This is a genomic window from Carboxylicivirga marina, assembly GCF_016612505.1.
Classification (GTDB): Bacteria; Bacteroidota; Bacteroidia; order Bacteroidales; family Marinilabiliaceae; genus Carboxylicivirga; species Carboxylicivirga marina.
The window spans coordinates 1-16,387 of record NZ_JAENRR010000060.1 but is presented as its reverse complement, the minus strand read 5'-3'; the positions used below and the strand labels follow the sequence as shown (position 1 = coordinate 16,387).

General features: G+C 36.3%; 12 protein-coding genes, 1 pseudogene and 1 riboswitch. Of the genes and pseudogenes, 5 read left to right on the top strand and 8 right to left on the bottom strand.

The window, feature by feature from the left end; all coding sequences use genetic code 11:
- The first annotated feature begins 246 nt into the window (after positions 1-246).
- Complete coding sequence (locus JIV24_RS18145) at positions 247-1,695, top strand: sensor histidine kinase (protein ID WP_200466496.1); 1,449 nt, start codon at positions 247-249, stop codon at positions 1,693-1,695.
- A gap of 1 nt (position 1,696) precedes the next feature.
- Here JIV24_RS18145 and JIV24_RS18140 read toward each other — a convergent pair whose 3' ends face one another.
- Positions 1,697-3,028, bottom strand: a complete 1,332-nt coding sequence (locus JIV24_RS18140; RefSeq protein ID WP_200466495.1) for a permease — start codon at positions 3,026-3,028, stop codon at positions 1,697-1,699.
- 65 nt (positions 3,029-3,093) lie between these two features.
- Positions 3,094-3,291: a (2Fe-2S)-binding protein gene (locus JIV24_RS18135; protein ID WP_200466494.1), complete on the bottom strand. Its 198-nt coding sequence runs from the start codon at positions 3,289-3,291 to the stop codon at positions 3,094-3,096.
- Positions 3,292-3,853: 562 nt separating this feature from the next.
- Between JIV24_RS18135 and JIV24_RS18130 the strand changes: the two genes are divergently transcribed.
- Positions 3,854-7,039: a SusC/RagA family TonB-linked outer membrane protein gene (locus tag JIV24_RS18130; RefSeq protein ID WP_200466493.1), complete on the top strand. Its 3,186-nt coding sequence runs from the start codon at positions 3,854-3,856 to the stop codon at positions 7,037-7,039.
- Between the two features lie 18 nt (positions 7,040-7,057).
- The gene (locus tag JIV24_RS18125; protein ID WP_200466492.1) at positions 7,058-8,602 is read left to right on the top strand and encodes a SusD/RagB family nutrient-binding outer membrane lipoprotein; all 1,545 of its coding nucleotides are present in this window, start codon (positions 7,058-7,060) and stop codon (positions 8,600-8,602) included.
- Between the two features lie 561 nt (positions 8,603-9,163).
- Here JIV24_RS18125 and cobU read toward each other — a convergent pair.
- The 5 genes from cobU to cobT form a co-directional block, all read right to left on the bottom strand.
- Positions 9,164-9,673: a bifunctional adenosylcobinamide kinase/adenosylcobinamide-phosphate guanylyltransferase gene (gene cobU, locus JIV24_RS18120; RefSeq protein ID WP_200466491.1), complete on the bottom strand. Its 510-nt coding sequence runs from the start codon at positions 9,671-9,673 to the stop codon at positions 9,164-9,166.
- Between the two features lies 1 nt (position 9,674).
- Positions 9,675-10,244, bottom strand: a complete 570-nt coding sequence (gene cobC, locus JIV24_RS18115) for an alpha-ribazole phosphatase (RefSeq protein WP_200466490.1) — start codon at positions 10,242-10,244, stop codon at positions 9,675-9,677.
- Complete coding sequence (locus tag JIV24_RS18110) at positions 10,245-11,048, bottom strand: adenosylcobinamide-GDP ribazoletransferase (protein ID WP_200466489.1); 804 nt, start codon at positions 11,046-11,048, stop codon at positions 10,245-10,247.
- A 76-nt stretch (positions 11,049-11,124) separates the two neighbouring features.
- Positions 11,125-11,487 carry a four helix bundle protein gene (locus JIV24_RS18105; protein WP_200466488.1) on the bottom strand — a complete coding sequence of 121 codons (363 nt, stop codon included), beginning with the start codon at positions 11,485-11,487 and terminating at the stop codon, positions 11,125-11,127.
- An 89-nt stretch (positions 11,488-11,576) separates the two neighbouring features.
- Positions 11,577-12,611 (bottom strand): nicotinate-nucleotide--dimethylbenzimidazole phosphoribosyltransferase, encoded by a 1,035-nt coding sequence (gene cobT / locus JIV24_RS18100; RefSeq protein ID WP_200466487.1) that lies wholly within the window; start codon positions 12,609-12,611, stop codon positions 11,577-11,579.
- Positions 12,612-12,693: 82 nt separating this feature from the next.
- Positions 12,694-12,894: riboswitch (cobalamin riboswitch) on the bottom strand.
- A gap of 285 nt (positions 12,895-13,179) precedes the next feature.
- On the opposite strand from cobT, the pseudogene JIV24_RS22485 reads away from it, so the two are divergent.
- Both JIV24_RS22485 and JIV24_RS18085 read left to right on the top strand, forming a co-directional pair.
- Positions 13,180-13,977, top strand: a pseudogene (locus JIV24_RS22485) (class I SAM-dependent methyltransferase).
- 57 nt (positions 13,978-14,034) lie between these two features.
- Positions 14,035-15,213 carry an outer membrane protein assembly factor BamB family protein gene (locus JIV24_RS18085; protein ID WP_200466484.1) on the top strand — a complete coding sequence of 393 codons (1,179 nt, stop codon included), beginning with the start codon at positions 14,035-14,037 and terminating at the stop codon, positions 15,211-15,213.
- Between the two features lie 7 nt (positions 15,214-15,220).
- Here the strand turns inward: JIV24_RS18085 and egtD are convergent, their stop codons facing one another.
- A complete protein-coding gene (egtD, locus tag JIV24_RS18080; RefSeq protein ID WP_200466483.1) occupies positions 15,221-16,237 on the bottom strand; it encodes an L-histidine N(alpha)-methyltransferase in 1,017 nt (338 codons plus the stop codon).
- Positions 16,238-16,387: the final 150 nt, after the last annotated feature.

Genomic DNA, 16,387 nt, shown 5'->3' with positions numbered 1-16,387 from the left:
TATTATAAGTTGACAAATGTGTACTTGTTTTTTTATATATTGTGTGCTTATTTTTGACATAAAGAACACACTTACTATTGACCAGTTAGTTCAAAAAAGGATATATAAATTAAGTGATTGATGCAAGGCATTTGTGTGGTAGATGTTATTAATCATCATTTTTAACTTGAATCTAAGTTAATGTCTTAGCCTATAATGCAACCTTTAGGATTAACTCTTCGTTGGAAAGGTTATTAAATTTGATATATGGGGTGGTTGAGTAAATTATGGCAATCTATATCTTATAATGGTATAGAATCAAGTCGCCATGATACTATAAAGCGAACAACTGTATTAAATAATCAGGTAAATGCAACCTTATTTCTAATAATGGTAGGCATTTCTGTGCTATTGTGGGTTTTGAGAGTTATTGAAGATCGTACCATGAATATTGGAGGATGGCGATTTTATTGGATAATGTGTTTGTGTATTATCCATTTTTTTCTCTCACGATTCAAATTCCATACCTTAGCTAAATCATTATTAATTTTTATACCTCCAATCTTATTTTTAATTGTACCAGCTCTATTTGGTTTTGTTGAAGATCAAAGTTTTTTTTACTACACCTATATTGTTGTCGCATTCTCATTGTTTCCACAACTGCTTTTAAGAATAAACACAAACCGAATACTCTATAGAGGCGCTATGCTGTATTACCTTGTATTCATGTTTAGTTTAGATTATATTCTGGTCTATTTTGCGCCTAAAGAACTTGCTGTCATTCCAATGTTAGAAGACTTTTGGATATTCAATAAAATCGCCTCTATTTCGATTTACACTTTTATTAATAGCTCGGTATATTATTTAAAATGGGTGAATTATAAATTTGAAAAGCAACTGAAAGCTAACCAGGTAGAGTTATTGATAAATAATAAAAGGCTTGATGTCCATATTGAAGAGTTAAAAGCCACCAATGAGCACTTAAAGACCACGCAACAACAATTAATTCATTCAGAAAAGATGGCTTCTCTTGGAGTATTAACTGCAGGTGTGGCACATGAAATCAATACACCACTTAATTTTATTTCAACTGGCTCATTACTTGTGCGCAATGCTATTGAGGATTCGCAAAATGGGAATGATACTGATGAGGTTAATAAAATGCTTCATCAAGGAAATGAGATAATAAATAAAGGAGTGGAACAAGCAGCATTTGTAGTTTCCTCGTTGATGACATTTTCATATAGTGGAAAGAGTCAAAAATCGAAACATGATTTGCACTCAATCTTAGACTCTACTTTAATGTTCTTAAAAGCAAAAATGCCTGCTGACTTAATAGTTGAAAAGAACTACACTTTGGATGAGCCGGTTACTATCTATGCCGATAAGATTCATCAGGTAGCATTAAATATTATTGATAATGCGATTAGTGCCCTCGATAATGTTGATAGCAAGATTCTTAAAATAAGTTGTGATAAGGAAAGTAACAAGAGGGAGGGCAATTACGCATGTATATCAATTTTTAATAACGGACCGCAAATCAATAACAAAGTTGGAGCACGTATATTCGATCCATTTTATACCACAAAATCAATCAATAAAGGCACAGGATTGGGTTTGTCTTTAGCTTATAATTTAGTTGAAGAGCATGGTGGATTCTTATCTTTTAATAATCATCCAGATGGTGTTGAGTTTATGATAAAACTCCCAATGTGATTTATTTCTTTTCTTTAATAAAATTGTAACCAAGCTCTTCTATCAGTTCTTTTATTTTTTCATTGTTAAGCTCAGTCCCTTCAATTTTTACTTCTTTATTCTCAGGAGAAGCCTCAACACTCGTAATATTTGATTGCTTTTCAAGATTCGTTTCTATACTTTTTTTACAATGGCTACATGTCATGCCTTCAACCATATAATATCTGGTAATTAAGGGCATGGCAAAGCTAAAAGATTGACTCGGAGTTGCTGCTATGTTGTGTGAGGAGTTGAGAATTGTATTACTTGAAGTACTTTGTGTTTGTGCTTTCTTTTTCTTCGACAGATATTTCTGAATGTAACCATTTATAATTAATGTAACCAGCATAATGGCAGAAGCTAATTGCAGCCAATATGGAATCAATTCATGTTGGTGATGATGCATTGAGTCACTAATTATTAAGAACCATTCTCGTGGTAGAAATGCATTGATGAGCGCTCCAAAAATCATAGCTCCCAAAATAATAGAGCCTAAGTAAGCTAATAAGGTACGGTTTCCAAATACCTTTTTCATTACCGTTATTGTAGCTGCATTTGTAGCAGGGCCAGCCATTAATAATACTAATGCTGCACCGGGTGATAACCCTTTAAGCATTAATACGGCAGCTATTGGAACCGATGCTGTGGCACAAATGTATAGAGGTACAGATGCAAAAAGAACCATTACCATGCTTAGCCATTCGTTTTTAATATGCGCATTAAAGAAATCGGCTGGCATAATTACATCAATGAAAGCGGCAATAATGAGGCCAATGATTAACCATTTTGCGATGTCCATCAGGAATTCGTAAAAACCATAGCGAAAGACTGTTTTAATATTGCCCTTAGTGTAAGTTGTTGATGACTTGGTATTTGATTCGGTGTAGCTAACTTTTGTGTTACTACTATCAATTAAATTGGTAAATATACCACCTAAAACGCCTGTAATTAGAGCTATAATTACTCTGATTATTGCAAATGGAAGACCAAGTAAAGAGTAGGTAACTAATATGGAATCTACCCCAGTTTGTGGTGTTGAGATTAAGAATGAGACACTAGAACCTTTAGATGCGCCATTACGGTAAAACGAAATGCCAGTAGGAATAACACCACAGGAGCAAAGCGGGAGGGGGATTCCCAATAATGCCGTGTTAATAGCTGAACGCCAATTGCCTTTACCCATATATCTGTCAATCCATTTTTGAGGAAACCACGTTTTTAATAAACCTGCAAATAAAAATCCTAATAGCAGGTATGGCGACATTGCCACTGTGAGGTTAAGAAATGAATCTATGTATTGATATATGAGAGACATGTTATTGTATTTTAAGTATAATGGAAGTTGATGAAGTGAGTTTGCCGAAGTTTATTTATTCAATATTATTTATGGTCTTCGATGATAGATTCACTTCTGCTTTTCTCAATCAAAGATTCTATCGCATTAATACATCTGCCACAATTTGTAGCAGCTCCCGTTTTTTCTTGAACAACTTGTAGGTTAGGATGAGCAGCTGAGTCTATTACCTCTGAAATGGCATCCTCTCTAACACCTTTGCACAAACAAATGAGTCTACACATTATATTATTTGTTTAGACAGCAAAGTTAATGTTTCTCATTTTATATTTTTTTGAAATCAAGCTTTAAAATTAGGGGGGGGTGAGAGTGTTAAGATAAATTAACAAATATTCATAAATGTTTTGCATTTGTAAATCAAAAAACTATTTTTGAATAGGTCTTTGATTTATAGATAATAACAGTTCAAGTGTTATTTAGAAGAAGTATTTATAAATTGAATTCAATAAGAGTATATTTGTTTCGAATTATAATTTATATACTTTTACAATATCAAATTCGCCAGTTTGATGCTTGAAAAAAAAAGATACACAATTAAAAGAAGTTTAACTTTTATCGCCATTATTAACTTTTTAAACCTTTAATCATGTACACTAGAAACCGTATTTTCAAAAAAAAACATTCCAATTTAGAATTTAATTTTATCTAACTGTCTTGTGTTATGTATTTAAGTGTGTGTTCGCCAGTATGCACTTATAAAGTAATGCGAGGTTGAATATCTATGTATTAATTTAACGTGAAAAGCGTTAATAATTATCACTATTATTAACTTAAACCTTTTGTTTTATGCGCAGATTAGCATTAATCGCGTCCCTGATTTTATTCGTGGGACTCAACGCAATGTTTGCTCAAACAACAACCATTACCGGTACTGTAACCGATAGTGAAGCAGGTGATCCTATGCCGGGTGTATCTGTTGTTGTAAGAGGAACAACTATTGGTACCGTTACAAACGTTGACGGTAATTATTCTTTAAGTGTACCAGACGATGCAACAAACTTGTTGTACTCATTCGTTGGTATGAAAACTCAAGATGTTCTTATTGAAGGTCGTAAAACAATCAATATTGCTTTAGTTTCTGAAGCTATTGGTGTGGATGAAGTGGTTGTTACGGCTTTGGGTATTTCCAGAGAGAAGAAATCATTAGGATATGCTTCGCAAGGGGTATCTAATGAGGAAATTATGGCAGCTAATGATGTAAATCCAATGTCTTCACTTTCTGGTAAGGTAGCTGGTTTGCAAATTGCAGGTCAGAACTTCGCAGGTTCACAAAATATTTTGATTAGGGGAGCAAGTTCTTTTAGTCAAAATAATCAACCTTTATTTGTTGTTGATGGAGTACCTATTAGTAACGAGGGTTTTAATGATTACTCAACTCAGATTGGTGGAGGTGGTTATGATTATGGTTCGATGACGAACGATCTTAACTCTTATGATATTGCTGATATTGAAGTTTTAAAAGGTAGTGCCGCATCTGCTCTTTATGGAAGTAGAGGTCAGAACGGGGTAATCATGATAACAACCAAGGCTGGTAAAGCTGGTAAAAAATCATTCTCTGTTGAGGTTAATTCAGGTGTGACTTTTGAAGAAGTCTCAATATTACCTAATCAACAGAATAGTTATGGTGGTGGTTATGGAGATTTCCAAACTGAAACAATAAATGGAAAAGACTATCAAGTTGTTTTCTATGCAATGGATGAAAGCTGGGGACCAAAATACGAAGGACAAGATGTGCTACATTGGTGGGGGCTTACAGATTGGGAACAAGGATTGACTCCTGAACCGGTAACTGCTCCATGGGTGGCACCCAAAAATGATGTGGAAGATTTTTATGAAACAGGCGTTGCTTTCCAAAACTCAATAAATGTAGTTTCAACTTCGGAGAACTCGTCATTAAGATTAGGGTATACCAATGTTAATATGACAGGTATTGTTCCGAATTCATCACAAGACAAGAATAACTTTAATATCAATGGTACGACCAAGGTATTCGATGGATTCATAGAGTTGAACGCCAATGTAACATATGTTAATACAAATACTAAGGGACGTCCGCAGTTTGGGTATGGAGATAATTCTCAATCTCAAAAGTTTTTCCAATGGGGACAGCGTCAATTAGATATGGGTAAATTAAGAAATTATGAAAACCCAGATGGTACTAATAGAACATGGAATCGTAAATCTGCTACCGATCCTACTCCTAAATACTCTGATAACCCATATTGGACGGCTTATAAGAACTATCAGGATGATGATCGTACACGTGTATATGGTACAACTGGCATAAAAGTAAACGTAACAGATTATTTATCTGCTCAAGGAAGTGTCTTTTTGGATACTTATACTTTTAATGCACGCGAAAGGGTTGCTAAAGGTTCACAAGCTCAATCTATGTATCACCAGGTACAGCGTCAGGCTACCGAAATTAATTATGAAGGTAAATTAGCATTTAATAAGCGCTTTAATGAAATTGATGTAACAGCTTTTGTTGGAGGTAACACAAGAAAAGAAGACTATAGGCGATTTGAAGGGACAACCAATGGGGGGCTAGTTATTGATGGACTTTATAACCTTAATAATTCAGCTAATCAACCTACTTTGGATGATTATTTAAGAGAAAAGCAAGTTAATAGCTTCTTTGGAGCTGCTAGTTTCGGTTATAAGAGTATGTTATATGTTGACGCTACTTATAGAACTGATTATGATTCTACATTACCTTCTAATGAGAATAGTTACTCATATGCTTCATTCTCAGGTAGTTTTATTGCGTCGGAAATGTTAGATTTCGCGTGGTTAGATAATTTAAAATTACGTGTTAATTACGGAGAAACAGGTAATGGTACTTCTGCTTATCAGGTATATAATACGTATGTTATTTCTGATCCATTTAATGGAAATCCTCAATTTACGAATTCTTCGCGCTTAAAAAATCAAAATTTAAAGCCTGAGAAAACGAAAGAAATTGAGTTAGGTTTTGAAGCTGCAGTATTACAAAATCGTGCAGGTATTGATTTTAGTTATTATAATCGAGATACGGAAAATCAAATTGTACCTGTTGAAATTAGTGGTTCAACAGGGTACACATCACGCGTTATTAATGCTGGTTTAATCAATAATAAAGGTGTTGAAGTTGTACTTTATGGTACTCCAATTCGAACTTCTGATTTTTCATGGGATATAAGTTTGAATTATGCTAAGAATACCAATACTGTAAAGGAACTTCCAGATCAGCTAGGTGGAAAATTACAATTAGCGCGTGCTCCATTTGGTGGTGCCTACCTAAATGCTGTTGAGGGAGCTACCTTCCAGGAAATTTATGCTCTTAACTACGAATATGATGATAATGGTAATAGAGTTATCGATCCAGAAACAGGTTATTATGCTCAAGGTAAATTAGAATCAATTGGTTCTGCTCTACCTGATTATACCGCAGGTCTTAAAAATAGCTTTAAATATAAGAGTTGGGATGCAGGTGTATTAATTGATATTTCCCAAGGTGGTAAATATTACTCTTTAACAAATATGTGGGCTATGTACTCTGGTATGGAAGCGAAGACCGCTACAGTTAATGAAAATGGAATGAACATTCGTGAAGCAGTAAGTGATGGTGGAGGTCTAATTTTGCCTGGAGTTCTTCCTGATGGTACTCCTAATGATATGAGAATTGAGGGGATAGATTATGCTCAAAATCACTATCATGGATTTGGAACTCCAAGTGCCACAAGTATCTTCGATGCATCTTACGTAAAATTACGCGAAGTTACAGTTGGTTACACATTACCTAAAATTGTTAATGTTATTCAATCGATTCGAGTTTCTGCATATGGTCGCAACCTTGCTGTCTGGGGCCTAGATAATACAGGAATTGATCCAGAAACTGTAGTTGGTGGTAATGGTAATATCCAAGGATTAGAAGGTGGTATCGTACCAGCAACACGCTCTTATGGATTTAACGTACAGCTTAAATTTTAATCTTAAAACTGTATAGAAATGAATAAATTAAAATATATAGTATTTGTTTTGGTTGGATCGTTACTTTTTTCATGTGACGTCGAATACTTTGCTGACCCAAATCAGCCAGAAGTTGCGCCAACCTATGGTCTAATGAACCGAGTGCAAAAGCGTCTGATGGACGACACCCGAGATGAATGGTTTTCCGGTAGAATGGGGTTACTTTGGGTTCAATACTGGAATCAAGTTAATTATACTGAAGAAGATCGTTTCCAATATAGAGAAACCGTCAATCAAGGAGGATGGGACGATTTATATAAAAATGCTCAGGATTTAATCGATATTATTCAATTAAATACCGATGAAGCAACTAAAGGAAGTATGGAGCAATATGGTCCAAATGAGAATCAGATTGCGGCTGCTAGGATTATGTTAGCATATGTCTATTTACAAGCAACCGAAGTGTGGGGAGATGTACCTTACTGGTCATATGGAAGTGATGATGCTGATTTTCAGGCTAACAAACTTAAGACAGATAATATCGATACTCCAGTTTATGCGGCACAGTCAAAAATTTATGCTGACTTATTAAAGGAACTTAAAGAAGCATCAGAAATGATTATCACCAATGAGAATATGATTGATGGTGATAACTTTTATGGAGGTGATGCTGTTAAGTGGAAGAAACTGGCTAATTCATTACGTCTTAGAATCGCTAATCGTGTTAAAGATGTTTATCCGGCTGCAGCTACCCATATAGCTGAGGCTATCACAGCAGGAGTTATGGCATCAAATGCTGATAATGCTGGCGTAAAATATGAAGCTAATGCCTTAAATGGTGCTCCTATGTATCGTGCATTTGTGGTAAGTGCCCGTGAAGATTTTGCGCCATCGATGCAATTTGTTGAATTACTTGAAGGAAAACGAAGTGTTTTCGGTGCGGATCCACGATTAGACATTTATGTCGCAGATAACGCTGATGGTGTTAAGGTTGGTATACCTTTAACAGAGAATAATGGGGAAGTAAATAAATTTACACATGAATCATTCCCAGGTTCGAAAATATTAGCGGCTGACTATACTGAAATTTACATGGAATATTCCGAGGTTTGCTTTCTTTTAAGTGAAGTAAATGGTTGGGAGCAAACATGGTATGAAAAAGGCATTGAAGCATCGATGCAGAAATGGGGTGTTGATCAGGCTGTTATTAATGCGTTTATTGCGACATTGCCAGCTGCATCAGAAGAAACTGTCATGATGCAAAAATACATTGCTTTGTATATGCAGCCTTATGAAGCATGGAGTGAGTATCGTCGTACCGGGTATCCAAATACCCTTGTTAAGCCAGATGAGATTTATGATTATACCTGGACTATTGCAAATCGCGATGTAGATGGTAATATTACTGGGTATCGTGATACAACGGCCACATTTAACTTTGCTGTTATTGAAGATGTTGTAGATCAGCCATATCGAGTAAAATACTTGTTGAACGAAGCTAGTGTTAATGCTGATAATGTTGCAGCTGCAATAACCGCAATAGGTGGAGATGAAATGGATACTAAAATGTGGTGGCAACCATAATGATAAATTATCATAAACTTTTAAGCTGTGATGGAACGTAGATTAAAGGTTTAGTTGTGTGAGGAAGGGGTTGCCAAAGGGCAGCCCCTTCTGATTTTTATATGCCTGCTATGGTTAATATGCATTTTGTATCATTCAATTATTCAATCATTACCCACAGCGAGCTTAAGACTTAATATATTACTAATCTGGAACCCTGAAGTGATTTATGGTATTAATCACATGTTCGAAGGGTATTCTTAGTTGACTCAGGCATAATATCAAGTGTGGAACTGACTTCCTGAAGCAACTTGGTGCATTTGTTAAATGTTAGATTAAGGTTCTCAGTTGACTGAGATTACTAAGCAAGTGTTAAGATTGTAGTCTGAGTTGAGTTAACACGTTAAATGAGTGTTTAATTTAAACTCTCAGTTGATGGTGGATACCAATCTAGTGTTTGAAATGAACCTTGTGGTCTTAAGGGATATTAGCCGAATGCTTGTGTTGGAGATATAGCCAATTCAGGCTATCAATTAAATATTAGAATGAATTGCAGACAGGTGATGAAGGTATTTCATATGCTTATTTCACTTTGATAGGGATGCCCGAAACCATTAAGTGTACTTCGTTGGCAATACTCGCTATGTGCTGATTCATCCATCCTTGCAGGTCGGTAAATTTGCGTTGAATCGCGTTTTCTGGCATTCCGCCTAGGCCAATCTCATTAGTCACGAAAATAAAAGTGGCATTTGGTTGAGTGAATTTCTCTAATTCAAGTTTTGCTTCGTTGAGTGACTTGTCAATATTGCTATCGTTATCAAAGAAGAAATTGGTAAGCCAAAGTGTTACGCAGTCGATTAGTACTACGCGTTTATCAATGTTGTGCTTTGAAAGCTGTTTTTCTTCTTCAATATTAGTCCATTCCGGTCCTCTGTCAGATTTATGACGGTTGATACGTTGTTGGTGCTCATCGTCCCAAATACGTGAAGTGGCCAGGTAAATTGGTTTTTCAGATAGCTGCAATGCCATCTTTTGCGCAAAAGAGCTTTTGCCTGAGCGCTGTCCGCCGGTTATCAGTATTATTTGCGCCATGTTATCCTTTTATAAATTGTACCTGTTTATAATCGCTTGAATGAATAGTGATTTTAATTATTGCACCATATGATAATTCAAGATTAAAGATTTTAGTTGCTGGAATTTCCAGATATTCCATTAAAAACGCTCTTATTATCCCGGAGTGGGTCACTATAGCAGCTTTATCTAAATTTGAGTTTGCAAGGGTGTTGTTAAAGTTAAGTGCTCGCTCTAACAAAGCGCTAAAATTTTCGCCATTCGGAGGCGATTGTTGGAGAAAATCATGACTCCAAACGTTAAGTTGTTGCTTGTTAATTTCATCCCATTTTTGGCCTTCCCAATCGCCAAAGTTAATTTCCTTAATTTGCTCTTCAAAATGGATATCTTCTGATGGAAATAATCGTTTAGCCAGGGCTGTGCACCTAAGAAGCGGACTTGTAAAAACCTTATCAAAGCTATTGTTTGACAAAAGGAGTTTAATGTGTTCAACTTCATCGTTAAAACTATCAGCAACATCCAGGTTTAATTGGCCGTAGCAAATGCCTTTATCGATGTTGGGTGTTGTATGTCGTATCAACCAAATCTCCATCTAAAAAATACTATTTAATTGTGCTTCAAAAGAATTCTCATAAGTGTTATAGTTGTTGATTGCTATGATAGATAGATATATCACAACTTCGCTTACTTGCTGAATACTGCCAAGGCAATCGCCCGTATAACCACCAATCCATTTCTTAAAATAATGCTCCATCCAAAGCTTGGCAACCAAGGCTGGTGCCAATATCAATAAGAACACATTATTGCCTAACAATAAAAAAGTAGGAGCTGCAATAATGAATGCGATTAATAAATCTTTAATTTTTAACGCTTTGGTTATGGGTTTTGATTTACTGCTTTCATCTTCCCTTACATAATTTAAGGTATGCATAGTCCATACCGCCATTGTTCGACTAATGACATGGCCAATGATTATGGCTACTGCTATTGTAGATGATGGAATTTCATTTGTCGAAAAGAACTTGAGCAAGAGTAATAAAAGAATGCCAATGGCACCATAAGCGCCCACCCTTGAATCTTTCATGATAAAGAGTATCTTCTCCTTTGTCCATCCACCACCGAAGGCATCACAGACATCTGCAAAGCCATCTTCATGAAATGCCCCTGTTAACAATACTGATGTCATCATGGATAGAATAACGGCTATTGACTGAGGAAATACAAGAGAGGTTCCCCAAAAAACCAGAGCGCTGATACCTCCAACCACATAACCAACGATGGGTAAATAACGATTACACTTATTCAGGTTATCCTGCGAAAAGGCAATTTTAAAAGGCACCGGAATTCGTGTGAAAAATCCAAAGGCTGTGAGTAGGAGGTGTATTTGTTTTTTCATATTGTTAATTTATTGAAGACCGAAGACGGAAAAGTGGAGTCCGAAAAATAGACGGAAGACAGAAGGTTGATTTGCATTATTTAATGTGGTTTTTGAATCTAATCATCATATTCATTAACAAATAAGCATCTGAGTATAGTTTTTCAAATTGATTGAATTCAATGTAATTTCTTTTATTGGCTTTGTGTAAGCAGGTAATAACTTCCGCCAAAGAACGAATAGAGTAACTGATGAACTTCTTCTGTTCAGGATTGGATTGGCCGATTGCACCTTCTGCAATATTTAAAGCAATTGAATCAGCTGCTCTTCTTATTTGCGAAGATAGGTTATAGATTTCTTCTTTTGGGAAACTTAATGAAAGAGCATGAATTGCTTCTCCAAATTCCATAGCTTTTTGCCATATGATTAGTTTTTCAAATTTGAATTTAGTCTCTTTCATAATTGTGTACTATCTTAATTATACTCCAATCTTCCATTCCCCGTCTTCCGTCCCCCGTCTTCTGTCAACGGTCCTCCGTCTCTCTTCACCTACACATTACTCACTCCGGCATCTTCAAAACTACTCATCTCATTCATAAAATTCACGGCTGATTCTATGATTGGATAGGCAACAGCCGAACCTGTCCCTTCGCCCAGTCGCATTCCCAGGTGAAGAATTGGTTCAGCATTGAGATGCTGCAGCATTAGTTTATGACCTTGCTCGTTTGATTCGTGAGCAAACAAACAATAATCGGTTACATTTGGGTTAATGGCATGTGCCACTATTAAAGCTGATGTGGCGATAAAGCCATCAGATAGAATAGTCATTTTTAATTCAGCTGCCTTTAAAATGGCTCCGCAGATGGTCGCTATTTCATAACCACCAAATGTTGCTAATATTTCGATAGGGTTTGAAATAGCAGAATGTAGCTGAAGCGCTTTTTCAATGACAGATGCTTTATGGCTGATGCCATTTGCATCCAGGCCTGTACCAGCACCTGAGGCTTCTTGAGCTGTAAAACCGCCAATTTTGCACATTAAAGCTGTAGCTGAGGTTGTATTGCCAATGCCCATTTCACCAAAGCCAATGATGTTCGTTCCTTCTTTATGAAGCTTTTCGATGACTTGTGCCCCATTGTTAATTGCGGTTTGGCACTCTTCAATTGTCATGGCTGGTTCAATGGCAAAGTTGCGGGTGCCTTTTCTAATTTTTAAGTCTAATAACTGCCCTGATGGTTCAAAGTCAAAATTAACGCCAGTATCTGCTACTAACAGCCTTATGTCATTCTGGCGGCTAAATACGTTAATGGCCGCTCCACCGCCTAGAAAGTTCATGACCATTTGAAAAGTGACTTCTTGAGGAAAGGGACTTACTTTTTCCTGGGTAATGCCATGATCACCTGCACAGACGAGTATTGCTGGTTTGTTGAGCTTTGGCTCAAGTGTTTCTTGAATTTGACACACTTTAAAAGCAATTTTTTCCAGGGTGCCCAGTGCTCCAAGCGGTTTGGTTTTTAAATCGATTTTCTTCTGGATTTGTTCATCCAGGCGTTTGCTGATAGCGCTAATTTGTTGCTCCTGCATTGTTAATTAATTTATTAGTTTAACATGCTTCAGGAGGATACATGAAAGGTATTAGCATGGCGCTAATAGTTTTCACTTTACCCCGAAGTATAATCCTAAGGCAGGTCTTCTGGCTTACCTCAATTTTGTCGCCTTCCCATCCGTCAATGACAGATAGTGGTGTGTGACAAAATCTTTTTTGAGGCTTACAGCTACGGGGATAGCTCCGGAATTTATGCAAATATCTCTATTATAGCACCGGATTCCCATTTTAAGCGTGAGCACCTTAGTAGCTGCAAAAATATAAATATTAAGGTTGCTTGTAGGTTTCGAGTAAATAATATTTACTCTTGTCATTCTAATAATTAAATAATAAGCCGGAAATCCGCCCCATACGTTATCGCACGGCTTGGGAATGAAATATCTAATTACATAACAATCATATAGCGTGTTAATCACGCTTGTAGTCAACTTATTAATAATTTAATGAGGCAGATTGTTGTAATCAGATTGCACTTCTATCACAAATTCTACATTTTACTGTTTTCTGTATCAACAACTGTCTCGTGTACTATTTAATGTTCACGAAATGCTTATAAATAAAATTAATAGAGAAGAGTTATTCGACTTGTTTCAACTTATAAAATTACAGTCGCGTAATGCATATATTTCAAAAGATAATGAGGTTAAGATTGAGCAAATAATTGCTTACCTCGAGGTTATTCATTCCGAACTAAAAAGAGTTTCAAAAAAGCGCACCATTGTTTTAATCGATAGTGGTGCCGGAAACTGTTATTTGAGTTATCTGGTTTACTTTTTTTATCAAAACATTGAGCAACGTCTCATTAAAATTCATTGTATCGATACCAATGCCCGACTGATGCAACAAAATGAATGATTGGCACGGCGAATGGGTTTCATGGATATGGATTTTCATGCTTGTGATATTGATGCGTTTCAGCCAGATGACAAGGTAGATGTGGTATATTCATTACATGCTTGCGATTTGGCAACCGATAAGAGTATCTATCTGGGATTAAGAAGTGGTGCCAAAACCATTCTTTCTGTTTCGTGCTGTCAGCACTCTTTAACAATGAAGTCAGACAAGCTAAAGGCTGTGATTCGTCACAAGGCATTTAGAGATAAGGCTTTGATGATGATTTCTGATTCGATGCGTGCATTATTATTGGAACAAAGTGGATATAAAGTTGGTATCTTTGATTTTGTATCGTCGCGTTATACCGAGAAAAATACCATGATTAGAGCGCGGCGAAGTGAATTCAAAAAGCAACTGGATTTTGAGAAAGAGTACTTATTGCTGCAAAATGAATTTGGCATGCAACCATATCTTGAGACTTTAATTGGTGAAAATGTTCTGATTGAATAAGGGTAGAGGGGCAGGGTGACTGTCCCTTTATCAAAACAAAGTGATAAACCTTACAATATGAGAATCAAACTTATTTTAATGCTATTGTTAACATCGTGCCTGACATGGAGTCAGGTTAATCAAAACTGGAAATTTAAAGCAGATTCCGGTATTTATTCGTCGCCCGTAGTTTCAGTGGGGCAAGTGTATTTTGGAGATAAAACAGGTCATTTTTATGCTTTAGATAAATATTCGGGCAAAGAAAAATGGCGTGTAGAGCTCAATGGAGCCATTAAGTCAAAGCCTGCTATTTATAAACAGATAATAATTATAAATGATCAGTCTGCTTGTATTACGGCTATGGATAAAAAAACAGGTGAGGTAGTGTGGCAATTTAATATGGATGGTGAAAAGCAGGTTGATATGTGGGATTATTATCTGTCATCGCCAACTATTGATGGAGATATTGTTTATGTTGGTAGTGGAGGCGGACACATATATGCGATTAATGCTGAAAGTGGTAATCTTAATTGGAAGTTTAAGACCGATGGGCCTGTTCATGCAACACCAACCATTCACCAGGATGTTTTATTAATTGGTAGTTTTGATGGATATTTCTATGCTCTTGACAAAGTAACTGGTAAAGAACTATGGCAATTCAATACGATTGGTGATAAGTATTTTCCCAAAGGCGCTATTCAGAGGGCTGCTTGTATTTATAACGATAAAGTGATATTTGGTAGCAGAGATTATAATATTTATGCTCTCGACATTGAGAATGGTCACGGCCATTGGAATTATAAAGAGCCCGGTAGTTGGATTATTGCCACGCCTTTGTTATATGATAGTACCTTATACTTTGGAACATCAGATACTCACCGGTTTTATGCCATGGATGCAGAATCAGGAACAATAAAATGGCAACTTTCATTGAATATGCGCACCTATGGTACTGCATTGGCCCTTAATGGAAGAATTTATTTTGGCTGTTTTAATGGTAAAATATATGGGCTTAATGAAGAAAACGGCGCGATTGAGTTTGTGTTTCAAACCGACGAAAGTAAATCCAACTACGCTAATCTGTTTAAATCAGAAACCAGTTTTGCAGATGGCGTCGAGTTGTATGGTCCCGAAGCCCGGAAGGTCGAAGAAGAGATACTGGGTTTAGGAGCCTTTTTGTCCTCACCAATTGTAGATGGGGATATGCTCTATATAGGTGATGCCAATGGTAATTTTTATGGATTGCGACTCGACTAAGTAAGTTCTACTTCGTTAATTGAATGAGAGAAAACCATTTTCTATCATCGTAGAATAAGCGCTTAATCGTCAGGTTGCATTTGTAAGCCAGCTCACTAATGGCTTCAAAACTATATTTGTGAGAGTTTTCAGTATGAATGCTCTCACCTTTTTCTATTTCAATAGCCTGGTTTAAATACGGAGATTCAATAATTATATCTTCTTTGGCTAACAAGTGCATTTCAATTCGACTTTTATCAGAATTAAAAAAAGCATGGTGTTTAAAGTGCGGTGGATAAATATTGGTATTAAGTAGGGTATTGCAGTGTCTTAAGATGTTTTTATTAAATGCTTCAGTGATTCTCTGGCTGTCGTTGTATGCTTTCTCAAGAATGGAAATATCTTTAACTAAATCGATGCCCATTATAAGTTGGTCGCCCGGGTTCATAATAGATTGGATGTTTTTTAATAAAGCTTCGGCCTCGGCCGGTTCAAAATTACCAATGGTGCTTCCAAAGAAACAAATGATGCGTGGACGCTCATTGGGTAAGGTCTGAAGCTTGGTAAAGTCGGTTACGACTCCATTGACTTTTAATTGAGGAAATGAATGCTTTAAAATGGCTTTTGATTTTTCAATAGACGATATACTAAAATCGATGGGGCAGTAATTGACTGTTGATATATGATTGCTTTGAATGGATTTTAACACCAATGAGATTTTTGTACAGTCTCCGCTACCCAGTTCAATCAAATGGACATGGCTTAACTGTCCGAAAAGCTCGTTTCCATGGTTTTCTATAATCGATTTCTCACTTTGTGTCGGGTAGTATTCGGGTAATTTGGTTATCCACTCAAATAGTTGAGAGCCAAATTTATCGTAAAAAAACTTGCTTGAAATATATTTAGATGGCGCCGAAAGCCCCTTAATCAACTCTTTCCTTAATTCATTTACAATGTGTTTGTTTTCTTTGCTTCTTACATGAAGCTTGCTTAACACCGATTTGTTTGTTTCACTAACTTTTGCTTCGACAAGATTCTCAGGCATTACAGATTGTATTATGTTGGAATTAACAACACAAATACGCACATAATTTGGCCAATGTCAATATTGATATTTATTTGGAGTTACCCCATAATACAGATGCCTATCTCATGGATTTCTTAGTTAACAAGGGTTTGCAGGGAATGCTAAGTG